21 protein-coding genes are annotated in these 24,572 nt (G+C 31.3%); 19 read left to right on the forward strand and 2 right to left on the reverse strand.

Going from position 1 to position 24,572, the window contains the following annotated elements; genetic code table 11:
• Window positions 1–51: 51 nt before the first annotated feature.
• From yqeC to BS62_RS01715, 17 genes are all read left to right on the forward strand, one after another.
• Window positions 52–768, forward strand: coding sequence for a selenium cofactor biosynthesis protein YqeC (gene yqeC, locus BS62_RS01635; protein WP_496489493.1), 717 nt, complete (start codon window positions 52–54; stop codon window positions 766–768).
• Window positions 765–1,343: a nucleotidyltransferase family protein gene (locus BS62_RS01640; protein WP_496489494.1), complete on the forward strand. Its 579-nt coding sequence runs from the start codon at window positions 765–767 to the stop codon at window positions 1,341–1,343. The genes yqeC and BS62_RS01640 overlap by 4 nt, the downstream gene beginning before the upstream one ends.
• Window positions 1,340–2,161 carry a selenium-dependent molybdenum cofactor biosynthesis protein YqeB gene (gene yqeB, locus BS62_RS01645; protein WP_496489495.1) on the forward strand — a complete coding sequence of 274 codons (822 nt, stop codon included), beginning with the start codon at window positions 1,340–1,342 and terminating at the stop codon, window positions 2,159–2,161. Before BS62_RS01640 ends, yqeB begins: the two co-directional genes overlap by 4 nt.
• Before the next feature lie 70 nt (window positions 2,162–2,231).
• Window positions 2,232–2,996, forward strand: a complete 765-nt coding sequence (gene modA / locus BS62_RS01650) for a molybdate ABC transporter substrate-binding protein (protein WP_496489496.1) — start codon at window positions 2,232–2,234, stop codon at window positions 2,994–2,996.
• 3 nt (window positions 2,997–2,999) lie between these two features.
• Window positions 3,000–3,653, forward strand: a complete 654-nt coding sequence (gene modB, locus BS62_RS01655) for a molybdate ABC transporter permease subunit (RefSeq protein WP_496489497.1) — start codon at window positions 3,000–3,002, stop codon at window positions 3,651–3,653.
• A 14-nt stretch (window positions 3,654–3,667) separates the two neighbouring features.
• Window positions 3,668–4,687, forward strand: a complete 1,020-nt coding sequence (locus BS62_RS01660) for a molybdopterin-binding protein (RefSeq protein WP_496489498.1) — start codon at window positions 3,668–3,670, stop codon at window positions 4,685–4,687.
• A complete protein-coding gene (gene moaA, locus BS62_RS01665) occupies window positions 4,688–5,656 on the forward strand; it encodes a GTP 3',8-cyclase MoaA (protein WP_496489499.1) in 969 nt (322 codons plus the stop codon).
• A 3-nt stretch (window positions 5,657–5,659) separates the two neighbouring features.
• Window positions 5,660–6,088, forward strand: coding sequence for an MOSC domain-containing protein (locus BS62_RS01670; protein ID WP_496489500.1), 429 nt, complete (start codon window positions 5,660–5,662; stop codon window positions 6,086–6,088).
• Window positions 6,089–6,111: 23 nt separating this feature from the next.
• Entirely contained in the window at window positions 6,112–7,899 is a 1,788-nt protein-coding gene (locus BS62_RS01675; RefSeq protein ID WP_496489501.1) for a sigma-54-dependent Fis family transcriptional regulator, read from the forward strand.
• A 480-nt stretch (window positions 7,900–8,379) separates the two neighbouring features.
• Window positions 8,380–9,594, forward strand: coding sequence for a diaminopropionate ammonia-lyase (dpaL, locus tag BS62_RS01680; protein ID WP_496489502.1), 1,215 nt, complete (start codon window positions 8,380–8,382; stop codon window positions 9,592–9,594).
• Between the two features lie 25 nt (window positions 9,595–9,619).
• The gene (locus BS62_RS01685) at window positions 9,620–10,837 is read left to right on the forward strand and encodes a YgeY family selenium metabolism-linked hydrolase (protein WP_496489503.1); all 1,218 of its coding nucleotides are present in this window, start codon (window positions 9,620–9,622) and stop codon (window positions 10,835–10,837) included.
• A gap of 33 nt (window positions 10,838–10,870) precedes the next feature.
• A complete protein-coding gene (locus BS62_RS01690; protein WP_496489504.1) occupies window positions 10,871–12,463 on the forward strand; it encodes an N-acyl-D-amino-acid deacylase family protein in 1,593 nt (530 codons plus the stop codon).
• A gap of 11 nt (window positions 12,464–12,474) precedes the next feature.
• Entirely contained in the window at window positions 12,475–13,803 is a 1,329-nt protein-coding gene (gene ssnA / locus BS62_RS01695; protein WP_496489505.1) for a putative aminohydrolase SsnA, read from the forward strand.
• A 20-nt stretch (window positions 13,804–13,823) separates the two neighbouring features.
• Window positions 13,824–15,200, forward strand: coding sequence for a nucleobase:cation symporter-2 family protein (locus BS62_RS01700; RefSeq protein WP_496489506.1), 1,377 nt, complete (start codon window positions 13,824–13,826; stop codon window positions 15,198–15,200).
• Window positions 15,201–15,248: 48 nt separating this feature from the next.
• A complete protein-coding gene (gene hydA, locus BS62_RS01705) occupies window positions 15,249–16,652 on the forward strand; it encodes a dihydropyrimidinase (RefSeq protein WP_496489507.1) in 1,404 nt (467 codons plus the stop codon).
• A complete protein-coding gene (xdh, locus tag BS62_RS01710) occupies window positions 16,645–19,224 on the forward strand; it encodes a selenium-dependent xanthine dehydrogenase (RefSeq protein ID WP_496489508.1) in 2,580 nt (859 codons plus the stop codon). Before hydA ends, xdh begins: the two co-directional genes overlap by 8 nt.
• A gap of 11 nt (window positions 19,225–19,235) precedes the next feature.
• Window positions 19,236–19,613 (forward strand): RidA family protein, encoded by a 378-nt coding sequence (locus tag BS62_RS01715; RefSeq protein WP_496489509.1) that lies wholly within the window; start codon window positions 19,236–19,238, stop codon window positions 19,611–19,613.
• 56 nt (window positions 19,614–19,669) lie between these two features.
• On the opposite strand, the gene BS62_RS01720 is transcribed toward BS62_RS01715, so the two are convergent.
• Window positions 19,670–20,758, reverse strand: a complete 1,089-nt coding sequence (locus BS62_RS01720; RefSeq protein WP_496489510.1) for a GerMN domain-containing protein — start codon at window positions 20,756–20,758, stop codon at window positions 19,670–19,672.
• A 407-nt stretch (window positions 20,759–21,165) separates the two neighbouring features.
• Here BS62_RS01720 and cysS point away from each other — a divergent pair, with 407 nt between their 5' ends.
• Together cysS and BS62_RS01730 are read left to right on the forward strand one after the other, a co-directional pair.
• On the forward strand, window positions 21,166–22,572 hold the full coding sequence (gene cysS, locus BS62_RS01725) for a cysteine--tRNA ligase (protein WP_496489511.1): 1,407 nt from the start codon (window positions 21,166–21,168) through the stop codon (window positions 22,570–22,572).
• Between the two features lie 21 nt (window positions 22,573–22,593).
• Window positions 22,594–23,454 carry a nitroreductase family protein gene (locus BS62_RS01730; RefSeq protein ID WP_496489512.1) on the forward strand — a complete coding sequence of 287 codons (861 nt, stop codon included), beginning with the start codon at window positions 22,594–22,596 and terminating at the stop codon, window positions 23,452–23,454.
• Window positions 23,455–23,521: 67 nt separating this feature from the next.
• On the opposite strand, the gene BS62_RS01735 is transcribed toward BS62_RS01730, so the two are convergent.
• Complete coding sequence (locus tag BS62_RS01735) at window positions 23,522–24,466, reverse strand: NAD(P)H-dependent flavin oxidoreductase (protein WP_496489513.1); 945 nt, start codon at window positions 24,464–24,466, stop codon at window positions 23,522–23,524.
• Window positions 24,467–24,572 lie beyond the last annotated feature (106 nt).

Consider the following 24,572-nt stretch of genomic DNA (forward strand, 5'->3'; position numbering starts at 1 on the left):
ATCAATATGATATACAATATAAGTATAACAATACTGTAAGGAAGTGTAAGTATGAAGCTTAGTGATTTATTAAACTTAAATAAAAGTGAAAAAATTACAATTGTAGGGGCAGGGGGAAAGACAACGTGCCTTTTTACTCTTGCTGATGAACTAAAAGAAAATAATGTTTTAGTAACTACAACTACAAAAATTTATGAACCTAACAAAAACATGTACGATAGGCTGATTTTAGAAAGTGATAATTTTGATAATATAAATTTTGAAAATGGAATTACGGTTTTTGGAAAAGAAGTAGATTCTAGTGGAAAACTTTTATCTCCAAGTAAAGTAAATATAAATAAAATATCTGATAAATTTGACTATATTCTTATAGAAGGTGATGGGTCTAAAGAAAAACCATTAAAAGGTTGGAATGATGAAGAACCTGTAGTATTAGAAGACACAACTATAACATTAGGAATATTATCAATAAAAAACATAGGGAAAAAAGTAAATGAAAAAAACATACATAGATTAAAGGAGTTTATGACTCTTACAAACTCAAAAGAAGAAGATGAAATAAACATAAAACATTTAGCAGATGTAGTAAATAATCCTGAAGGAATTTTTAAAAATTCTCAGGGGAAAAAAATATTATTAATTAATGGTGTTGAAACTAAAAAAGAAGTCGAATTGGCACGATTATTGCTAGTATATATAGGTAGAAATACCGAACTTATAATATTAGGTTCGTTAAAAGAAAAAAACTTTAAGGTGTTGAAAAAATGATAAAAGCAGTTGTATTAGCATCGGGTTTTTCGAGAAGGATGGGAGAAAACAAGTTACTACTTCCATTTAAAGATAAGCCACTTATATATTGGACATTAAAAAGAATAAAAGAAACTAATTTTAAAGAAGTAGATGTTATATATAAAGATGAAAAAGTAAAAAACATTGCAGAATCATTTGAATTTAATGCTGTATATAATATAAATGCAAATTTAGGACAAAGTGAGTCAATAAAAATAGCATTAAAAAATTATACAGGTAATGCAGTTATGTTTTTTACAGGTGACCAGCCTTTACTAAAATCTAATACAATAAAAAGTATGATTAAAGAATTTGAAATTAGCAATAAAATAGTTATTCCTTTATACAAAGGACAAAGGGGAATGCCAACGATATTTCCAAATGAGTTTTTTGATGAATTAAGAAGTTTAGAAGGCGACATGGGAGGAAGGCAAGTAATTAAAAGTCATCCAAAAAAAGTTACTTTTATAGAAATTGATGATATATTGGAAGGTTTTGATGTAGATAGTCAAAAAGAATATTTATTTCTAAAAATGAAGGAGAATGAGATATGAATGACTTAGTTATTGTAAGAGGAGCAGGTGACATTGCAACTGGTGTTATTCAAAAACTTCATAGGGCAGGATTTAATGTTGTTTCTTTGGAAGTTCCTCTACCTACAGCTATTAGAAGAAAAGTATCTCTATGTGAAGCTGTTTACGAAGGAGAATATATAGTAGAAGATATAAAAGCAAAAAAGATAGATGATATTTGTGATTTAGATTATTGTTTTAACAAAAAAATAGTTCCAATTATGATAGATCCAAACGGAAATATAATAGAAAAACTAAATCCTATATCTGTAATAGATGCTACATTATGTAAAAAAAATATAGGAACTTCAAAATCGATGGCCCCAATAACCATAGCATTAGGTCCAGGATATGAAGCTGATAAAGATGTGGATATAGTAGTTGAAACTATGAGAGGACACAATCTTGGAAGACTTATTTTCAAAGGACCAGCACAAAAGAACACAGGAATTCCAGGTAAAGTTAGAGGTTTTGATAAGGAAAGAGTAATACACAGTACTTGTGAAGGTAATGTGAAATTACTAAAAGATATTGGAAGCTTTGTAAAAAAAGGAGAATTAATTTGCAAAGTAGATGATGAAGAAATTTATGCAACTATAGAAGGATTACTAAGAGGTATAATTAGAGACGGTTCTTATGTACTAAAAGGGATGAAAATTGCAGACATAGATCCAAGAAAAGAAGAGTATGAAAATTGCTTTACTATTTCAGATAAGGCTAGAACAATTGGCGGAGCAGTACTTGAGGGATTACTTTTTTTAAAAAAAAATATGCTGGAAGTTGACATATTTCCCAAGTAATATACAAGTAATCATTAATAGTAAATTTATATAAAGATTAATAAAAACATAACCTAGGGGATGTGTAATTATGCATAAAAAGATAATGCTAACTTTAGGATTAGCATTTGCTATAACAGGAGTATTAACAGGGTGCACTCCTAAAGAAGAAAACACAGTTACAATAAGTGCAGCAGCAAGCTTAAGAGAACCATTAGATGAAATAAAAAAGGATTTTGAAAAGAAAAGTGATGTTAATGTTTATATAAACTATGGACCATCTGGAACTCTTAGAAAGCAAATAGAAGAAGGGGCAGAGGTAGATATATTTATATCTGCATCTCAAGAATTTATGGACAATCTAAAAGATAAAAAATTAGTTTCAAATAAAATTGAAGAAAACATGATTCAAAACTCCTTAGTTCTTATAAAGAGAAAAGATATAAACATAAAATCCCTTGAAGATATAACGAAAAAAGACTATAAGATAGCTATTGGTGAAGTTGAGACTGCACCAGTAGGACAATATACGAAGGAAACTTTAAAAAAATTAAATTATTGGGATAAGGTAAGTAAAAGTATTATTATGGCTAAAGATGCAGGGGCTATAGTAAGTTATTGTAGACAAGATGAAGTGGACTTAGCATTTATCTATAAAAGTGACTTTAGAAACCTCGAAAATTGGGAGATTTACAAAGAGTTTGGAGATAATTACCATACAAAAATAAATTATCCTATCGCTATACTTAAAGAAGGAGAAGAGGATAAATACACCAATGATTTTTATACCAAGTTAGTATCTGATGAAAGTAAATATATATTTTTGAAGTACAAGTTCAATGTAAAGGGTAAATAATTTATGATAAAAGATGCTCTTATTATATCTTTAAAGACAGCTACAATATCAACTCTGTTAACTACTATAATCGGAGTTATATTAGCTTATAGGTTATTAAAATACAAAGGTATAGGAAAAAATATAATAGAATCATTACTTATGTTTCCGTTATTTTTTCCACCATCAGTAATAGGGTATATTGTATTAGTTGTATTTGGAAAAAATGGAATAATAGGGTCTACCCTGAATTCATTATTTGGTTTGGAGATTATTTTCACCATAAAGGGAGCTATAATAGCTATGTTTATAGTGTCGTTGCCCATAATATATCAAAGCTCTAAGACTGCATTTATGGAAGTTCAAAAAGAGTATAAAGAAGCTGCAAAGATAGATGGGGCAAGTGACTATGATATATTTTTAAAAATTGTTTTACCTATATCAAAAAAAGGAATATTTGGAGGCATGATACTTGCTTTTGGTAGAGCTTTTGGAGAATTTGGGGCTACTATGATGGTAAGTGGAAATATACCTGGGAAAACACAAAATATTCCTATGGCTATGTATTATTTAGTAGAGGGTGGAAATTTAAAAGAGGCTAATATTATATTAATGATAGTCATTATTATAAGTACAACACTGATTTTTTTACACAATAAATTATTAAAAACAAACTAATTGGAGGGATTGACATGAAAAAAATGAAGACTATAGAGGCAGTAGGACAAGTGTTATGTCATGATATTACTCAAATAGTACCGGGAAAATTTAAGGGAGTAAAGTTTAAAAAAGGACATGTTATAAGAGAAGAAGATGTAAATGTTTTATTATCATTAGGTAAGGATAATATATACGTTTGGGAAAACTCAGAAGGCATGGTTCATGAAAATGACGGAGCTTTAATACTAAAAGAAATTGGAGCAGGAAAAAATCTAGAATTTAGCGATATAAAAGAAGGAAAAATAGATTTTTATGCATCTTGCGATGGTCTTCTAAAAGTTAACATAGATGAGCTAAAAAAATTAAATAGTTATGGTCAAATGATATTCTCAACTATCCACAACAATACTCCAGTTAAAAAAGATGATAAAGTAGGTGGAACTAGGGTAATACCTTTGATGATTGAAGAAGAAAAACTAATAAATGCTAAAAATGAAATAAAAGATAAACTTATATGGGTTGAAGAAATAAAAGGAAAAAAAGTAGGAATTATTACTACAGGGAACGAAGTATATTATAAAAGGATAAAAGATTCTTTTGGACCTGTAATAGTTAATAAAGTAGAAGAGTACGGCTGTGAAGTATTAGGTCAAGTAATACTACCTGACTCCGCAGAAGATATAAAGAATGCTATTGAAGAATGGATTGAAAAAGGGGCAGAACTTGTAATATGTACTGGAGGAATGTCAGTAGATCCTGACGATGTTACTCCAACAGCTATTATTAGCACAGGTGCAGAGCTTATAAGTTATGGAGCGCCAGTTTTACCTGGGGCAATGTTTTTACTTGCATATAAAGGAGATACACCAATACTTGGACTTCCTGGGTGTGTAATGTTTTCAAAGAGAACAATATTTGATTTAGTATTACCAAGGGTGCTTGTAGATGAAAAGCTTACTATGGATGATATAGCAGCTTATGGACACGGTGGTATGTGCTTAAGTTGTCCAGTTTGCATATTCCCTAAATGTGGGTTTGGAAAAGGAGTGTAGGTGATAAATTTGAAGGATAAATGGGGTAGATATATAGATTATCTTAGGATTTCCTTGACAGATAGATGTAACTTAAAATGTGTTTATTGTATGCCTGAAAAGGAAGCCGATTATTTTGAAAAAAACAATATGCTAACTAATGATGAAATAATTAGAACAATGAACCTTATGGCTAGTATAGGTATAAGTAAGGTGAGATTTACAGGAGGAGAGCCTCTTTTAAGAACAGGAATTAAAGATTTAATAAAAGGGGCAGGCGATATCCCTACTATAAAAAAGGTATGTATAACAACTAATGGAGTTCTTCTTAAACAAAAGGTTGTTTCATTGAAAGAAAGTGGGCTTACTCATGTTAATTTATCCCTAGATACTTTAAATAAAGATAGATATAACAAAATAACTCGTGGTGGGGATTTAGATGAAGTCATGGATGCCTTGGAGCTATCTCTAAAACTAGGCATAAAAGTAAAGATAAACTCTGTAATTATGGATGGAATAAATGAGGATGAAATAAGTGATCTTGCAAATTTAACAAGAAAGTATCCTATAGATGTTAGGTTTATTGAACTTATGCCTATTGGAGAAGGGGTTAATTTTAAAGGAGTTTCTGAAGAATATATTTTAGAAAAATTAAAAGATCAATTAGATGATAATGAACGTAAGACTAAAGAAGAAGGACCAGCACAATATATAAAACTTAAGGGTGGATTAGGAAAATTAGGTTTTATAAGTCCTATTTCAAATCACTTCTGCAAAGAATGTAATAGAATTAGATTGACTAGCGATGGTTTTTTAAAGAGATGTCTTTATTGGAGTGAAGGTGAAGACTTAAAAGATGCACTTAGAGTTGAAAAAAATGATATAGAAGTATTAGAAATAATAAAGAAAAATATTTATGAAAAACCTGAAGAACACAGTTTTGGCAAAAAAGATGGTGATGTTAGATTAATGCATCAAATAGGAGGCTAAATCATGGGGAAGATTATAGCAATTTGTAAAAGTGAAAAAAAAGGAACTGCTAAAAAACAAATAAATGAAATTAATTTAATTGAAAACTTTGGTCTTGAAGGGGATGCCCATGGTGGAAACTGGCATAGACAGGTTTCTCTTTTGGATTTATCGAAAATAGATAATTTTAATGTAAAAGGTGGAAATGTAGATTATGGAGATTTTGGAGAAAATCTAGTTATTGAAGGTATAGATTTATCAAAAATTGAAGTTGGACAAAAACTTAAAGTCGCAGAATGTGAATTAGAAATTACACAAATAGGAAAAACTTGTCACACAAAATGTGAAATATTCTATAGAGTTGGAGAATGTATAATGCCTAAAAATGGAATATTTGCAAAGGTTATAAAAGGTGGAAAAATTGCCTTAGGAGACGACGTAGTTGAGATATAGCTTTAGAGTAGAGGGTGATATAAATGAGTGAAAGTCTTTTAAAGAAAATCCAAAATGCTATAATAAAACATGCAAATATTATGGCAAGTGTATTAAAAGTAGATGTTGAAATTGTAGATGAAAATTTAATAAGAGTAGCAGGAACAGGTATTTATAATAACGATATAAATAAAAATATATCTAACAGTGGAGATGTATATAAATATGTTATTAAAACTGGAGAACAGAAAATTATTACGAATCCACGTGAAAATGAACTTTGCGTAAATTGTAAAGGTAAAAAAACTTGCAATGAGACTATGGAAGTTGGTACTCCTATAGTATATGAAGATAAAATAATAGGAGTTATAGGACTTATTTCTTTTAGTGAAGAACAAAAGAAAAACTTAGAAAATAATCTAGATTCAATGATTCAATTTATACAACAAATGAAAGAACTTATTGTATTTAAAGTACACGAATATCTAGAAACAGAAGGAGCATTGAATAATTCAAATCTTCTTAAGCAAATTATTGATTCAGTAGAAAATGGAGTTATTGTAACAAATCATGAAGGTAAAATAGCAACTTTAAATCAAAATGCTATGAAACAATTAAAGTTACTGCCATCAAACATAGGAGATAGTATTAAGATTAAGCAAACAAATGAGTTTTTTATGGGTGGAGAATCTATTACAGTAGCTGTAGGATCAGAAAAGTACGATATTATAGGTAAAATGATTCCAGTGTATCCAGTTCTTGGGGATTTTGATAAAATATTAATATTTAACCAAATACAAAAAGTTAAGTCTGATTTGTTAAAACTGACTTATGGAAGAAATACAGTAGGAATGGATGATATAGCCGGAAGTTCCAAAGAAATAAAAATGCTAAAAAGTAAAATAAAAAAAATAGCCCCTTCAAAATCAACTGTATTAATTACAGGAGAAAGTGGTACTGGTAAAGAACTTATTGCAAGAGCCATACATTCAGAAAGTGATAGATGGAATAAACCTTTTATTGCTATTAACTGTGGTGCTATACCAGATTCGCTACTTGAAAGTGAATTATTTGGATACGTAAGGGGTGCGTTTTCAGGAGCAGACCCAAATGGAAGAATAGGAAAATTCGAACTTGCAAATAAAGGAGTTATATTTTTAGATGAAATAGGAGATATGCCATTATTCCTACAGGTTAAGCTTTTAAGAGTACTTCAAGAAAGAAAACTAGTTAGAATTGGGTCAAATAAACTACTAGATTTAGATATTAGAGTTATAGCTGCAACTAACAAAGACTTAAAGAAACTTATTGATGAAGGTAAGTTTAGAGAAGATTTATATTATAGATTAAATGTTATACCTGTAGAATTACCTCCTCTTAAAAAAAGACCAGACGATATAGAAACTATAACGAAAAATTTAATTGAAAAGTACAATAATGTATTTAATAAGTATGTTCATACAATAAATCCTGATGTTATAGAAATTCTAAAAAGATATAGTTGGCCTGGAAATGTAAGAGAACTTGAAAATGTAGTTGAGTTTATGATAAATTTATCAGACGAACGAGGTATAATAACAGATGAAATGGTACCAGAACATTTACTAAAAACAGAAATGGTATCAGAAAATTTACTAAAAACAGAAATAAGCAATGATGTAGTTAATAATACATCTAGTGATACTGGATTTAGAAAACTGAAAGATATAGAGGAAGAAAATATAAAAAGAGCTTTAAAGTATTTTGGAGAGGATACAAAAGGAAAAAAAGAAGCTGCAAAGGCTTTAGGTATAGGAGTAGCCACTCTATATAGAAAAATAGCTCAAAATTAGTTATCAAAATGATAATAAACAGCTTAAAAAAATTAAAAATCGGGAATGTAAATGGATTGCACTTAATTCTCATTTTGATAATATGTTATCAAAATGAGAATTTTTTTATGGTTTTTTAATAATAATTAAATAAAAAAGTTAGTTTAATTAAAAATATAGTGCTTAATATAAAAAATGAACAATAAATATTAAATGTTATCAAATTGATAATAAAACGCTTTCATTGATATAAAATAAACGAATTGAAAGGTTTCAGGGGCATTATCGTTTTGATAATGAATTATCGATATGATAATAAAATAATAATATTTTTCTATAAAAAATATCAAAAAATTACTTTATAAGCTAATTTTACACAAAAATACTCATGAAACGCAAAAAATATGCATTGGAAAAAACTAAACATAGTTAAAAGTTTGGCACGGTACTTGCTTAATAATAAGGTGACTAAAAAAATACTGATGAAGTGAGGGAATTAGGATGAAAGAAAAGATTCTATGGAAAGAAAATACTCTTCCAAAGGGTGACAAAGAAGGTTCTATAAAATTCTTAAGCCGTAGTGAAGTTGCAAAGGCAAAAGAATTCCATGCGAGCTTTCCACAATATAAGGAAACTCCTTTAGTAGATTTAAATAACCTTGCAAATCATTTAGGTTTAGGTGGAGTATATCTAAAGGATGAATCATATAGATTTGGATTAAATGCATTTAAAGTTTTAGGCGGTTCTTTCTCAATGGCCAAACATATGGCTGAGAAGTTAAATAAAGATATATCAGAATTACCTTATGAAAGATTAATATCAGATGAAGTTAGAAATGAACTTGGAGAAATAACTTTCGTAACTGCAACAGATGGTAACCACGGAAGAGGGGTTGCATGGACTGCAAATAAATTAAAGCAAAAATCAGTTGTTTATATGCCAAAAGGTTCATCTCTTACAAGACTTGAAAATATAAGAAAAGAAGGAGCAGACGCTTCTATAACTGATATGAACTACGATGATGCTGTAAGATTAGCTAATCAGTATGCAGAAGATAACAATGGACTTATGGTTCAAGATACTGCTTGGGAAGGTTATGAAAAGATACCTGCATGGATAATGCAAGGATACGGAACTATGGCTTTAGAGTCTTTAGATCAATTAAAGAATAAAGGAATAGATAGACCTACTCATATATTCGTTCAAGCTGGTGTTGGTTCTTTAGCAGGAGCAGTTCAAGGATTCTTTGCTTCTGAATTTGGAGAAGATTGTCCAAAAACTGTAATTGTAGAATCAAACTTAGCAGATTGTTTATATAAATCAGCAGAAGCTAATGATGGTGATTTTAGAGTAGTTGGTGGAGATATGCAAACTATAATGGCTGGTCTTGCATGTGGAGAGCCAAACACAATAGGATGGGAAGTATTAAAGAACCATTCAGCTGTATTTGTATCTTGCCCAGACTGGGTTGCAGCAAAGGGTATGAGAATATTAGGAAACCCAATTAAAGGAGATGCTCATGTAATTTCAGGAGAATCAGGAGCAGTTCCAACAGGATTATTATTTGAAATAATGAACAATCCACAGTACAAAGATTTAAAAGAAGCTTTAGAACTTAACGAAAATTCAAAAGTTCTTTTATTTAGTACAGAAGGAGATACAGATCCAGATAAATACAAGAGCATAGTATGGGATGGAGAATACCCAAGTATATAATTTAAAATCTTAGGAGGACAATAAAATGTGTAGCGAAGCAATAAGCAAAGTAGAAATGTTAAATGAAGTAAGACAAGATAAACTAACTAAATTATGTCAAGAACTTTTAAGAAACCCAAGTGTTTCAGGAGAAGAAGAAAAAGTTGTAGCTGCTATAAAAAGCAACATGCTTGCATTAGGATATGATGATGTTTACATAGATGACTATGGAAACGTTATAGGTCATATAAAAGGAAGCAAACCAGGAAAGAAAATATTATTTGATGGACATATAGATACAGTGCCTGTTCCAGATGATTCAAAGTGGACTTATGCACCATTTGGTGGAGAAATACACGATGGAAAAATATATGGAAGAGGAGCTTCAGATATGAAAGGGCAAACAAGTGCAATGATCGCTGCTGCTGCTTTCTTCGCTGAAGATGTTAATAAAGATTTTGAAGGTGACATATATGTTGCTGGTGTTGTTCATGAAGAAATATTTGAAGGTATAGCTGCAAGAGCTATAAGTGATAGAGTAAACCCAGATTACGTTGTAATAGGTGAGTCTTCAGAACTTAACCTTAAAATAGGTCAAAGAGGTAGAGCTGAAATAGTAGTTGAAACTTTTGGTAAACCAGCTCACTCAGCTAACCCAGAAAAAGGTGTAAATGCTGTTTATAAAATGTCTAAAGTAATAGATAGAATACAAGAAATAGAAGCCCCAGAACATGATGTTTTAGGAAAAGGTATACTTGTATTAACAGATATAAAATCATCTCCATACCCAGGAGCTTCAGTAGTGCCAGATTATTGTAAAGCAACTTTTGATAGAAGACTTTTAACTGGAGAAACAAGAGAAGGAGTACTTGCTCCAATAGAATCTCTTTTAGAAGAACTTAGAAAAGAAGACAGTGAATTACAAGTTAAAGTATCTTATGCAATAGGTAAAGAAACTTGCTACACTGGAGAAACAATAGAAGGTGAAAGATTTTTCCCAGGTTGGTTATACGATATGGAAGATGAGTTTGTTCAAGCCGCTTATAGAGGATTAAACGAAGCTGGTATAAATCCAGAAGTTACTCAATATTCATTCTGTACTAATGGTAGCCACTATGCTGGAGAAAAAGGAATAAGAACTATAGGATTTGGTCCATCTAAAGAAAACCTTGCTCATACAATAGATGAGTATATAGAACAAGAACAATTATTCATAGGTGCAAGAGGATACTACGGTATATTAAAATCAGTTTACAGTAAGTAGGACAAAATCTGTTTACAACAAGAAGGTGATATTATGAAAATATTAATTAAGGATGGACGTATAATAGACGGAACCTTAAAGAAATCTTTTATCGGAGATTTAGTAATAGAGAACAATAAAATAGCCTTTGTTGGTAAATGTGATGAAAATGAAACTTTTGACAAAGTTATTAATGCTAAGGGGAAAGTTGTTTCCCCTGGCTTTATAGATACACATTCACATTCTGACTTAGAAATATTAATAAACCCTTATAACGAAATAAAGGTTAGACAAGGGATAACAACTGAAGTTCTTGGCCAAGATGGAATATCAATGGCGCCACTTCCAGTAGAATATATAAGCCCATGGAGAAAAAATCTTGCAGGTCTTGATGGAGATTCTGATGATATAGATTGGACATATGAAACTACTAATAACTATCTTAAAATGATGGAAGAAAATGGAGTTGGATTAAACGAAACTTATCTTGTTCCTCATGGTAATATAAGAATGGAAGTTTTAGGTCTAGATAATAGACAACCAACTGATGAAGATATTAAAAAAATGTGTGATATAACTAGAAGAGAAATGGAAGCAGGTGCTTTTGGTTTATCAACAGGATTAATATATATGCCTTGTGCATATTCACAAACAAAAGAAATAGTAGAAATGTGTAAGGTTGTCGCAGAATTCGATGGTGTATTTGTAGTTCACCAAAGAAGTGAAGCTGATACTATACTAGATTCTATGGAAGAAATCATAGAAATAGGTAGACAATCTGGAGTTAAAGTACATTTTTCTCATTTCAAAGTTTGCGGAAAACAAAACTGGAAGTATATAGATGATGTAATAAAATTATTAGATAAGGTAAAAGCAGAAGGAATAACTGTATCATTTGACCAATATCCGTATGCTGCCGGAAGTACAATGTTAGGTGTAATATTACCTCCTTGGGTACATGATGGGGGAACTGATAAGTTATTACAAAGACTTAATAATGAAGATGATAGAAAAAGAATGATTAATGATATGGAAAACGGTATCCACGGATGGGACAACTTTGTAGACTTTGCAGGTTTTGATGGAATATTCGTTACATCTGTAAAAACACAAAAAAACCAAGAGGTTGTAGGTAAAAATTTAATAGAATTAGGACAAATGAGAAACAAAGATCCGTACAACGCAACATTTGATCTTTTATTTGAAGAAGAAAATGCTGTTGGTATGTTTGATATCTATGGTCTTGATGAACATATTATAAAGTTTATGAAGTTACCTGAGCAAAATGTTTGTACTGATGGACTTTTAGCACCAGGAAAACCACATCCAAGAGCTTATGGTTCATTCCCAAGGGTACTTGGAAAATTTGTTAGAGAAGAAAAAGTAATGTCATTAGAAGAAGCCATATACAAAATGACTAAAAAAGCAGCAGATGTTTTCTCAATTCCAAATAGAGGAACATTAGAAGTAGGAAAGTATGCAGATATAGTTATATTTGATGCTGACAAGATATGCGATAAAGGAACTTTTGTAGACCCAACTCAGTATCCGAAAGGAATAGACTACGTTATAATTAATGGAAATATAGTTATAGACGACGGTGAATTCAACAAAATTAAGGCAGGTAAGGTCATAAGAAGATCTTAGGGGGATTTTAAATGTTAATAGTAGGAAATGGTAGACTTGTTACTAGAAACCAATTAGCTCCTTACTTAGAAAATGGAGCAGTAGCTATTGAAAATGGAAAAATAGTTGACTTTGGAAGTACTCAAGATATTAAAGTTAAGTATGAAGGTTCAGAGTTTATTGATGCTAAAGGTAAGGTAATAATGCCAGGGCTTATAAATACACATATGCATATATACAGTGCATTTGCTAGAGGAATGGCATTAGATGGCCCTACTTCTAAAAACTTTGGACAAATACTTGAAAACCTTTGGTGGAGATTAGACAAAAAGCTTACTCTTGAAGATACAAAATATAGTGCATATACAACATATATAGACTGTATAAAAAATGGAGTAACAACAGTTTATGACCATCATGCAAGTCCATTTGCAATAAGAGATTCTCTATTTACAATAGGTGAAGTTGCAGATGAGCTTGGAATAAGAACCTCTCTTTGTTATGAGGTTTCTGATAGAGATGGTGGAAATACAATAGAAGAAGGAATAAGAGAAAATGTTGAGTTCATAAAGCATGCATCAAAGAGAAATGATAACATGCAAACAGGGTTATTTGGACTTCACGCATCATTTACATTATCAGATGATACATTAAATAAGTGCAGAGAAGAAATGAGTGGACTTAATGCAGGGTATCATGTTCATACAGCAGAGGGAATAGACGATCTTTATGATTCACTTAAAAATCATGGAAAAAGAGTAGTTGAAAGATTACATGGTTTTGATATATTAGGTGATAAAACTATAGCTGTTCATTGTATCCATGTTAATTCAAGAGAAATGGATATATTAAAAGCTACAGATACAATGGTTGTACACAACCCAGAGTCAAATATGGGTAATGCAGTAGGATGTTCTCCTGTTTTATCAATGTTTGATAAAGGTATACTATTAGGTCTAGGTACTGATGGTTACACATCAGATATGATAGAGTCATATAAAGTAGGAAATATAATTCATAAGCACAATTTATGTGATCCATCGGTAGCTTGGGGAGAAATTCCTACAATGCTATTTGACAATAATAGACAAATTATGAACAAACATTTCAATGTAGAAGCTGGAGTAATAAAAGAAGGTGCTGTTGGAGACGTAATAATAGTAGATTACAATCCATTAACACCTATGAATGAAAACAATATAAACAGCCACGTAATGTTTGGAATGAATGGAACAGCAGTAAACACAACTATTATTAATGGAAAAGTATTAATGAAAGACAGACAACTTCTAAACGTAGACGAGGCTGAAATTTTCAGACAGTCTAGAGAAATTTCCCAAAAACTATGGGACAGAATCTAACTTAAAGGGAGTGTAGTGAAATGAAAGAAGACAAAAATTTGAAAGTGGCCCCAGTTGATGAAAAATTACCTATGGGTCAAAATCTATTATTTGCTTTTCAACACGTAATGGCAATGGTTGCAGGAGCAGTAGCTGTACCGATAATAGTAGGAAATGCAGCAGGATTAACACAGGAACAAATAATATTTCTTATAAATGCCGATTTGTTCATAGCAGGTATAGCAACACTTGTTCAATCATTAGGACTTGGAAAGCACATTGGGGCTAAAATTCCAATGGTAGAAGGTACTAGTTTCGCAACAGTAAGTGCAATGGTTGCAATAGCAAACACTTACAAGGGTGACCCTTTCACAGCAATGGCCACTATATTTGCATCAGTGTTTATTGCAGGATTGTTTTGTTTCTTAATGGCTCCAATATGGGGTAAATTAATTAGATTTTTCCCACACGTTGTTACTGGGACAGTTGTTACAGTAATAGGATTATCATTACTACCAGTAGCAGTTAGATGGTCAACTGGTAATAATCCAGCATCTCCAACATATTTAAGTGTACAAAATATAATGATGGCTTTATTTACATTAGTAACTATATTAGTTTTAAATAGATTCCTAAAAGGAAAATGGTCTAGTATGGCAATATTATTCGGTATCATTATTGGTACTGTTGCTGCAACAGCACTTGGTATGGCAGATTACACTAGAGTTACAGCTTCTGGATGGATAAATATAAATACACCATTTGAATTTGGATTCTGGAATTTTGATCCAACAGCTATAATTTCTATAGTTCTAGTTATGTTAGTTATAATGACAGAAGCAACTGGAAACATAATAGCTATGCACGAAATGGTAGGAAAAGAAATTAATGAACAGCAACTAGTTAGAGGCTTAAGAGCCGATGGACTGGCAACTATGTTAGCATCAGTTTTCAATACTTTCCCACATACAGCATTTGCACAAAACGTTGGATTGGTAAATCTAACGGGAGTAAAAAGTAGATTTGTAGTTGCAACATCTGGATGTATATTAATAATATTAGGGTTAGTTCCAAAATTAGGAGCATTAGTAGCATCAGTACCATATCCAGTATTAGGTGGAGCTGGATTTGCAATGTTTGGTATGGTTGTATCTGGTGGAATAAGTGCATTAACTAAGGTACAATTTGCTGGTACTAAAAACGGTATGATAATAGCAATAAGTATAGGTCTTTCTATGATACCTACAGCAGTTCCTGATTTTTATCACAATTTCCCACAATGGGTTAATACAATATTCCACAGTGGAATAACTACAGGAGCATTAGCTGCTATATTATTAAACTTATTTTTCAATGTCCTTGGTCAAAAGAAAGAGGCTGTTGAAGAGTCAGCGCCCAAAGAAATATTAAGTCGTTAATTATATAATAAACAAAAACTCTTTAATACCAGTAAGGAGGAATATGCTATGGGCAAAGTGCTAAAAGGCGGTTTCATAGTTACCTCTGAAAAAACGTATTGTGCAGATCTAAGAATTGAAGATCATAAAATTAAAGATATTGGTACAAATATTGAAAAACCTGGTGATGAGATAATATCCGTTAATGGATGTTATCTACTTCCTGGGGGTATAGATACTCATACACACTTTGATCTTGGAGAAGGGCCTACGAAAACAGCGGATGACTTTGGAACAGGAACTAAGGGGGCTATCGTAGGAGGAACAACTACGATATTAGATTTTGCAAATCATGTTAGAGGAGATTCCCTAAGAAAAACATTAAATATATATAAAGAAAAAACATATAAAAATTGTTATTGTGACTATGGATTCCATATGGCTATGAGTGAATGGAATGAAGAAATAGAAAAAGAAATGGAATATATGGTTGAAGAAGGAATACCATCTTTTAAAATGTATATGGCTTATAAACATTTACAAGTTGATGATGGTGCGGTTTTTAAGGCTCTAAAGAAATCGAAAGAAATTAATGGGTTAATTGGTTTCCACTGTGAAAATGGAGATTTAGCAAATGCTTTAATAGAGGATGCTAAAAAAAATAATAACTTAAAACCTGTATATCATGCATTAACTAAGCCACCAATAATAGAAGAAGAAGCAGTTGAAAGACTGTTAACTATTGCAAAAATGGCAGATGCACCTGCATATATAGTTCATTTAAGTTCTAAGGCTGGACTTAATAAAGCATTAGAAAAAAAGAAAGATGGAGCAAAGGTAGTTATTGAAACTTGCCCACAATATTTAACATTATTTAAAGATTTATATAGAGATAAAAACGACAATAGCTTTGAAGGAGCTAAATACGTTATGTCTCCACCCTTAAGAGAAAGAGAAGATGGAGAAGCACTTTGGGAAGCACTTAGAAATGGAGATATTCATACTATAGGAACTGACCATTGTCCATTTAACTTTGTGGGCCAAAAGGATATCGGTAAGGACGATTTTACTAAGATACCGAATGGGGCACCAGGGGTTGAACATAGAATGGTTGTTATTTATACAGAAGGTGTAGCAAAAAACAAAATATCAATAAACGATATGGTAAGACTTACATCTACTAATGCAGCAAAAATATTTGGACTTTACCCTAGAAAAGGGGAAATTCAAGTAGGAAGCGATGCAGATATAGTGGTTTTAAATCCAAATGGAAAATGGACTATATCAAAAGATAATCAAAATCAAAATGTAGACTACACTCCTTATGAAGGTCTTAAGTCAGAGTGTTCATTAGATAAGGTTTTCTTAAGGGGAGAATTAATGGCTGAACAAGGAAAGCTTGTTAACAATGAAAAAATAGGAATATACATAAAAAGAAAACCATTTGATGCGAGGTGGAGAGAAAATGTATAAGTTTATCTTAAACGGGGAAGAAGTTACTGCTACAGAAGACAAGAATTTACTACATTTCTTAAGAGAAGATGAAGGACTTACATCAGTTAAAAACGGGTGTGCAGAAGGTGCTTGCGGTACTTGTACAGTTTTAGTTGATGGAAGAAATATGAAGGCTTGTGTTCTTAAAACATCTAAACTAGTTGGTAAAGAAATAATAACAGTGGATGGATTATCCGAAAGAGAATTAGATGTATATGCATATTCATTTACAAGTGCTGGAGCAGTACAATGCGGGTTCTGTATACCGGGAATGGTTATAAGTGCAAAATCATTACTTGATAAAAACTTAGAACCTAGTGAAGATGATATAAGAAAAGCTATAAAAGGTAACATCTGTAGATGTACAGGTTATGTGAAAATAGTTGATGCAATAGCATTAGCTGCTAAATTATTAAGAGAAAATACTGAAGTTCCAAAAGTTGCGTGTAAGGGCTTAGTTGGAGAAAATACTCATAGAGTAGATGCTGTTCAAAAGGTCGTTGGAAGAGCTGAATATGTAGATGATATGCGTATTGAAGGTATGATATACGGATCTGCTGTTAGAACTAAGTATCCAAGAGCAAGAGTGTTAGATATAAACATAGAAAAAGCTAAAAAACATCCAGGAGTAGTTGGAGTATTTACAGCTGATGATGTTCCTGGAGATAAAAAAATAGGTCACTTAAAGAAAGACTGGCCAGTACTTATAGCTAAAGGTGAAATAACTCGTTATGTAGGAGATGCTATAGTTTTAGTAGCTGCAAAAACTAAAGAAGCTTTAGAAGAAGCAAAGAATTTAGTTGAGATAGAATACGAAGAACTAGAGCCATTAACTTCACCACTAATGGCAATGAAAGAAGATGCTCCTCATATACATGAAGGCGGAAATATATTATTTGAACAAAAACTAGTTAGAGGAGATGCTGATGAAGTAATCAGAAACTCTAAGTATGTTGTAACTAATAAATACTCTGTTCCATTTACAGAACATGCTTTTTTAGAGCCAGAAGCTGCAATAGGGATGCCTGATGGAGATGGTGTAAGATTATTTACAACTGATCAAGGTGTTTATGCATCTCAGCATGAATGTGCTGATATGTTAGGTCTTCCTCATGAAAAGGTTAGAGTTACTAACAAGTATGTTGGTGGAGGATTTGGTGGTAAGGAAGATATGAGTGTTCAACATCACGCTGCACTTATTGCATACCTTACTAAAGAAACAGTTAAAGTTCAATTGACTAGAAAAGAAAGTATAATGGTACATCCAAAAAGACATGCAATGGAAATGGAATTTACTACTGCATGTGATGAAAATGGAAAATTAACAGCTATGAAGGCTGTTTTAATATCTGATACAGGTGCATATGCATCACTTGGTGGACCGGTTCTTCAAAGAGCTTGTACACATGCTGCAGGACCATATAACTATCAAGTAATAGATATTACAGGTAAGGCAATTTACACAAACAACCCTCCAGGGGGAGCTTTTAGAGGATTTGGAGTTGCACAAAGTTGTTTTGCAACTGAATCTAATATAAATTTACTTGCTGAAAAAGTTGGCATATCTCCATGGGAGATAAGATATAGAAATGCTATAAGACCAGGACAAGTACTGCCTAACGGACAAATAGCTGATGAAAGTACAGGATTAGTTGAGACTTTAGACGCTGTTAAAGAACAATATGAAAACGCTAAGTATGCAGGTATAGCTTGTGCTATGAAAAATGCAGGACTAGGTGTTGGAGTACCTGATACTGGAAGATGTAATTTAGATATAATAGATGGAATAGTTCACGTAAGAACTAGTGCTTCATGTATAGGTCAAGGTTTGGGAACTGTTATGGTACAAAAGGTTTGTGAAGCTACAGGCTTATCTCTTGATAAGGTTGTTCATGATTTCCCTGATACTGCTACAACACCAAACTCTGGAAATACAACAGCTTCTAGACAAACAACATTTACTGGTGAAGCAACAAGAGTTGCAGCAATAAAACTTAAAAAAGCTTTAGATGGTGGTAAAACATTAGCAGATCTAGAAGGTGAATCATTTAGTGGTGAATACACATGTGTAACTGACAAAATAGGAGTTGATAAAGAAAATCCAGTAAGTCACGTATCTTATGGATTTGCAACTCAAGTTGTAATATTAGATGAAGAAGGTAAGGTTACAAAGGTTGTAGCAGCACATGATTTAGGAAAAGCAATAAATCCTGTAAATGTAGAAGGCCAAATAGAAGGTGGAGTTGTAATGGGTCTTGGTTATGGTTTAACTGAAGATTATCCACTAGAAAATGGTGTTCCAAAAGGAAAATACGGAACAATAGGATTATTTAGAGCAACTGATGCACCGCCAATTGAATCTATAATTATAGAAAAAAATAGCAAAGATGGATTGGCATTTGGAGCTAAAGGTGTAGGAGAAATAACTACAATACCTACAGCACCAGCTGTTCAAGGAGCTTATTATAAGCTTGATGGAGAGTTTAGAACTAAACTTCCACTTGAAAAAACTTACTATAGAAAACCAAAAAAAGAAGTAGCGAAAGCTTAGGAGGTAACAAAATGGCAAAAACAGTTATAAGTACAGAAAAGGCACCAGGGGCTATAGGACCATACTCTCAAGGAATAAGAACTGGAAATCTTGTATATACTTCAGGGCAACTTCCAATAAATACTGCGACAGGTGAAATGGCTACTGAAATAAAAGAAGCTACTAAATATAGCCTTGAAAATTGTAAGGCAATATTAGAAGAAGCAGGAACTAGCATGGATAAAGTAGTAAAAACTACTGTATTCTTAAAAGACTTAGCAGATTTTGCTGCAATGAATGAAGTTTATGCTACATTCTTTACATCAGAACCGCCAGCAAGAAGCTGTTTCCAAGTAGCTGCACTTCCAAAAGATGCATTAGTTGAAATAGAAGTAGTAGCAGAAATATAATAATATATAGATTTAAAAAAGACTGTACATGCTTATAAGATGTACAGTCTTTTTTTCTATTTTTTATATTCAATAGAATTTTTTGTGTTTACACTAAATGTTTCACCTTTTTGCATTAAAATATGCCCTGAGCTATATGGTTTGCCTTCAATTGTTATATAAACTTTATTAACTCCATAGTATTCACCAAGTGTGTTTGTTATACATTGAAGAATCATTAACTCATATCCTGATCCTGCATTCATTTGAGTTGTAAATTCTTTTGAAAAATCTACATAAACAATATTATCTTTATTTAAATAAAGACTGTTTATCCTTACATCTGGGCCTAATAGCTTTTCTGTTTTGTTACCTAAAGATTCTTTAAAAGCTTTTTCGAATTTAGATTTTGTAATATCATTTGTTTTAAATGATATATTTTTATATGCAAAATACATCTTATCTTCAGCTATGTTAGGATAATAAAACTTTATATTTTGAACAAAGGAAGAATTGTTCTCAATTTTAGCTAGTGAAGAAGTTACTGTAGTTTCATTTGAAGAATATACAGTTTTTACTAAACCTATATTAAGTGCATAATAATCGGTATTTTTATAATCTTTACCTTCCGTTGTTACTTCGATTGATGTATAAGTTCCTAAAGGGGTAGTTACTTTTACATCAGTATTGGATATATATCTTTTTTTACCATCAGGTAAAGTCCAAGAAGTACCTTTTATAAGAGGTTCTTTTAGTAAAATTTCATTTGTAGTCCCTTCTTTTGAAGTTAAGTTTTCTCTATAATATATTTCACCTCTAGATTCTATAACTTGAAGTTGACCATTTTTATTTTCAATGACTTTCATTAGCTGAGAGCCACCATTATCTACCCTTAACTGCATACGGCTATCTTTTAAATAATCTACAAAAGTATTATATGACGCATATTCATTACCGTTTCCTTCATATATATACTTTGTATTTGCTTCAAATGGATAGTAGTCCTTTATTTCATAAGTTACTTCATCGTCATTTGATGAAGGATCTTGTGTATCTCCTTGTTCTTTAGGAGGGTTATCATTATTGTTATTTGTTGTTGAATTATTACAGCCAGACATTAGTGTAAAGGAAAATACTAGAACAATAATAAAAATGAATTTTTTCATATCACACCACACCACCTTATCAAAATTTAGTACTTACTATATATTATATCTGAAAATTTCGATTTATAACATAAATAGTAGGAATAATAATATATATTTACTATATAGTTAAATTCTGTAAATAATGGGTATCAATTATTTTTAATATATTATATAATAAATAAAATATAATTTAGGAGGTTATAAAAGATGATGCGTTGTTGTTGCTGTTGTTTAAATAGTTTAATAAATAAAAAATTAAATAACAACAGGCCTGCGTCTTTTTAAATAACTTAAATACTAAATATAATTTGTTTTATAAAATAAAGATATAAAATATCAAACTGCAGGTTATTATCAGTAGTTTTTCTATTTAGAGAAACTACTGATATACTGCAGTTTTTTTGAATAAAAAAGGAGTGATCTAAATGAAATTTTTCATATACAATAGTTTAAATAGAAAAAAGGAAGAATTAATTACAATAGAAGAAAAAAAGGTTAAGATATACACATGCGGGCCTACAGTATACCATTTTGCCCATATAGGAAATTTAAGAACATATATATTTGAAGATATACTAAAAAAATCTTTGGATTATATAGGATACAATGTAGACCATGTAATGAATATAACAGATGTAGGTCATTTAGAGTCTGATTCAGACGAAGGTGAAGATAAAATGGCTTTAGGGGCAAGTAGAGAAAAGAAAACAGTATGGGAAATTGCAAGATTTTATGAAGAAGCTTTTCTTGATGATTGCAATAAACTTAATATAAAAAGACCAAATGTGATTTCTAGAGCTACTGAACATATAGAAGATATGATAAAGCTTATTAAAAAGTTAGAAGAAAAGGGATATACTTATATAGCTAATGGTAACGTTTATTTTTCAATTGATAAGTTTGATGATTATAATAAATTAGCAAATCTTACAATAGAAGAACTACAGGCAGGGAGTAGAATAGAAGTAGACCCATATAAGAAAAATCCATTAGATTTTGTACTTTGGTTTACGAATTCAAAATTTACAAATCAAATAATGCAGTGGCCTTCACCATGGGGAGTGGGATTTCCAGGCTGGCATATAGAATGTTCAGCAATGTCAATGAAATACTTAGGAGAAAGAATAGATATACATTGTGGAGGAGTAGATCATATTCCAGTTCACCATACAAATGAAATTGCTCAATCAGAATGTGCACTTGGTCATAAGTGGGTAAATTATTGGATGCATGGAGAGTTTTTAGTACTAAATAATGGGAAGATGTCAAAGTCTAGTGGAGATTTTTTAACTTTATCTAGACTTATAGAAGAAGGATATAGTCCACTAGATTATAGATATTTCTGTATGCAATCTAGATATAGAAAACAGCTAATGTTTAGCTTTGAAAGTTTGAATGATGCACAAAATTCGTTAAAGAAATTAAAAAATAAAGTAAAATATATCCTTGAAAATAAAAATAATGATAGTATAGAGTTAGGCAAGATAAAAGAGTATCAAAATAAGTTTAAATATCAAATAAGTGATGATTTAAATTTACCAAATGCATTTACTGTGTTATCAGAAGTTATAAAAGATGAAAATTTAAATAATAGTGAAAAAGTTTATCTTATAGAAGATTTTGATAAGGTGTTTTCATTAGATTTGTTAATACAAGATAAGAATGAAAATAATGATGTCGACATAGAATTTATAGAAAACCTTATAAAAGAAAGAAATAATGCACGAAAAGAAAAAAACTGGACAAAAGCAGATGAAATTAGAGATATACTATTGAGTCATAATGTAGAATTAATAGACTCTAGAGAAGGAACAACTTGGATATATAAATAAGATTGGGAATAGGAGAGTAAAATGAATAAAAATAACCAGTATTTTAACAAGCCAATTACAGATGTAATCAAAAACCGTACTTCAATTAGAACTTATAAAGAAGATAAATTAAGTGATGAAGTAAAGCTTAGGTTAATAAACTATGCTAAGAGCATTAAAGGTCCATTTAAACCAAACTTTCGTTTTGAAATAATAGATGGTGCTGATACAATTGAAAAAACTGGTGGAAAGATAGGCACATATGGTGTAATAAAAGGAGCGAAGTCATATATAGCAGGTATAGTAGAAAATGGAGAATATAGTATAGAGCAATTAGGATATACATTTGAAAAATTAATTCTCTATGCAACATCCTTAGATATTGGAACTTGTTGGCTAGGAGGAACATTTACAAGGAGCGGCTTTGAAAAAATTGCAGATGTAAAAGATATTGAACTTATGCCAGCGGTTACCCCTATAGGATATGTAGAAAATAAAAAGAGAATGCTTGATAGGGTAATGAGAACAATGGCAGGGTCTAATAATAGAAAAGAGTGGGGCGATTTATTCTTTAATAAAAGCTTTGATAATCCATTAATAGAACAAGTAGCTGGAAAATATTCAACAGCCTTAGAAATGGTGAGAATAGGACCTTCTGCATCTAATAAGCAACCATGGAGAATAGTAAAAGAAAATGATACATTCCACTTTTATCTAAGACATGATAAAGGATATGGAAAGGCCCTGGGCCTGGATATACAAAAGATAGATATAGGAATAGCTATGTGTCACTTTGAAATGACATTAAATGAACTAGGAATACACGGAGAATGGGTAGTAAATAAACCAAAACACATTGAATGTAATATAGATACTGAGTATATAGTTAGTTGGAAAAATTAATAAATTAAAATAAAAAGCTAAGGATATTATCCTTAGCTTTTCTTTGAGTTGAAAGTTAAATCCTATATTAAGCTTGTGATACCTCATCTAAAAGATTTTTAAAGATATCTTTAACTGGTAGTATTTCTTTTATTCTATGAACGTGTTCTCCAGCAAATATTAAAGCTTTATCATAGCTACCATCTGAACATGCATTTACAAGAGCGTCCATAATACAAAAACTACGAGAACAACGCTTCAAGCAATCTTGACAACTATTGATTTTAGCTGAATCTTCTTCAACAAGGTTGAAAAAAGGATTTCTTAGACCTTGGCCTAGAAGACCTACAGGACTATTTACATGTACGACATCTTCTTTAGTTGATTTTATGTATAAATCTTTCATTTCTTGTGAAGCGTTAGATTCTATACTAGCAGCAAATCTTGTACCCATCTGAACACCACTTGCTCCAAGTTTTATAGCTTTTGCTATATCATAGCCGTCGATTATTCCACCTGCTCCAATAACAGGTATTTTTACAACTTCACATACTTCAGGAAGTATATCCATCATTGGTCTATCTGTACCAAGATGACCTCCAGCTTCTTTACCTTCTACTATTACAGCAGATGCTCCAAGTTTTTCTGCCATTTTTGCTAATTTAGCAGAAGAAACAATAGGAACTATAGGAGTATTTGATTCTTTACCCCATCCAAACATATCTCTAGAGAACCCTGCACCTGATATAACTAAATCTATATCTTCTTTAATTGCAGCTTTTACAAGGTCAGCGAATTCTTTAACAGCAAATAAAATATTTACGCCTAAAATTCCCTTTGTCATTTGTCTAGCTTTTCTGATTTCACTTCTAAGTTCATCAACGCTCATTCCAGTTCCAGCAATTACACCTATTCCACCTTCATTTGCAACTGCAGCTGCTAGTGGAGCAGTTGATATTCTAACTGCCATACCTCCTTGAATTATAGGTATTGGCACAGTAATATTTCCTATTTTCAATTCTTTTAAGTCCATATAGTTTATCTCCTTATTATTAGTACCTGGTATAATATTCTACTATTATTATATCATATAGAGAATGATGCAACAATAAAAGATAATGGTTTATTTATTAAAAGTA

The sequence above is a fragment of the Sporacetigenium mesophilum DSM 16796 genome (assembly GCF_059569055.1).

Bases quoted from the DNA above. Each gene is read 5' to 3' on its own strand.
- ssnA (WP_496489505.1), top strand. From the start codon at position 12,475: ATGTTAATAGTAGGAAATGGTAGACTTGTTACTAGAAACCAATTAGCT.
- BS62_RS01720 (WP_496489510.1), bottom strand. From the start codon at position 20,758: ATGAAAAAATTCATTTTTATTATTGTTCTAGTATTTTCCTTTACACTA.
- BS62_RS01685 (WP_496489503.1), top strand. From the start codon at position 9,620: ATGTGTAGCGAAGCAATAAGCAAAGTAGAAATGTTAAATGAAGTAAGA.
- yqeC (WP_496489493.1), top strand. From the start codon at position 52: ATGAAGCTTAGTGATTTATTAAACTTAAATAAAAGTGAAAAAATTACA.
- yqeB (WP_496489495.1), top strand. From the start codon at position 1,340: ATGAATGACTTAGTTATTGTAAGAGGAGCAGGTGACATTGCAACTGGT.
- modB (WP_496489497.1), top strand. From the start codon at position 3,000: ATGATAAAAGATGCTCTTATTATATCTTTAAAGACAGCTACAATATCA.
- BS62_RS01730 (WP_496489512.1), top strand. From the start codon at position 22,594: ATGAATAAAAATAACCAGTATTTTAACAAGCCAATTACAGATGTAATC.
- dpaL (WP_496489502.1), top strand. From the start codon at position 8,380: ATGAAAGAAAAGATTCTATGGAAAGAAAATACTCTTCCAAAGGGTGAC.
- BS62_RS01700 (WP_496489506.1), top strand. From the start codon at position 13,824: ATGAAAGAAGACAAAAATTTGAAAGTGGCCCCAGTTGATGAAAAATTA.
- BS62_RS01735 (WP_496489513.1), bottom strand. From the start codon at position 24,466: ATGGACTTAAAAGAATTGAAAATAGGAAATATTACTGTGCCAATACCT.
- cysS (WP_496489511.1), top strand. From the start codon at position 21,166: ATGAAATTTTTCATATACAATAGTTTAAATAGAAAAAAGGAAGAATTA.
- BS62_RS01640 (WP_496489494.1), top strand. From the start codon at position 765: ATGATAAAAGCAGTTGTATTAGCATCGGGTTTTTCGAGAAGGATGGGA.
- modA (WP_496489496.1), top strand. From the start codon at position 2,232: ATGCATAAAAAGATAATGCTAACTTTAGGATTAGCATTTGCTATAACA.
- xdh (WP_496489508.1), top strand. From the start codon at position 16,645: ATGTATAAGTTTATCTTAAACGGGGAAGAAGTTACTGCTACAGAAGAC.
- BS62_RS01675 (WP_496489501.1), top strand. From the start codon at position 6,112: ATGAGTGAAAGTCTTTTAAAGAAAATCCAAAATGCTATAATAAAACAT.
- hydA (WP_496489507.1), top strand. From the start codon at position 15,249: ATGGGCAAAGTGCTAAAAGGCGGTTTCATAGTTACCTCTGAAAAAACG.
- BS62_RS01715 (WP_496489509.1), top strand. From the start codon at position 19,236: ATGGCAAAAACAGTTATAAGTACAGAAAAGGCACCAGGGGCTATAGGA.
- BS62_RS01670 (WP_496489500.1), top strand. From the start codon at position 5,660: ATGGGGAAGATTATAGCAATTTGTAAAAGTGAAAAAAAAGGAACTGCT.
- BS62_RS01690 (WP_496489504.1), top strand. From the start codon at position 10,871: ATGAAAATATTAATTAAGGATGGACGTATAATAGACGGAACCTTAAAG.
- BS62_RS01660 (WP_496489498.1), top strand. From the start codon at position 3,668: ATGAAAAAAATGAAGACTATAGAGGCAGTAGGACAAGTGTTATGTCAT.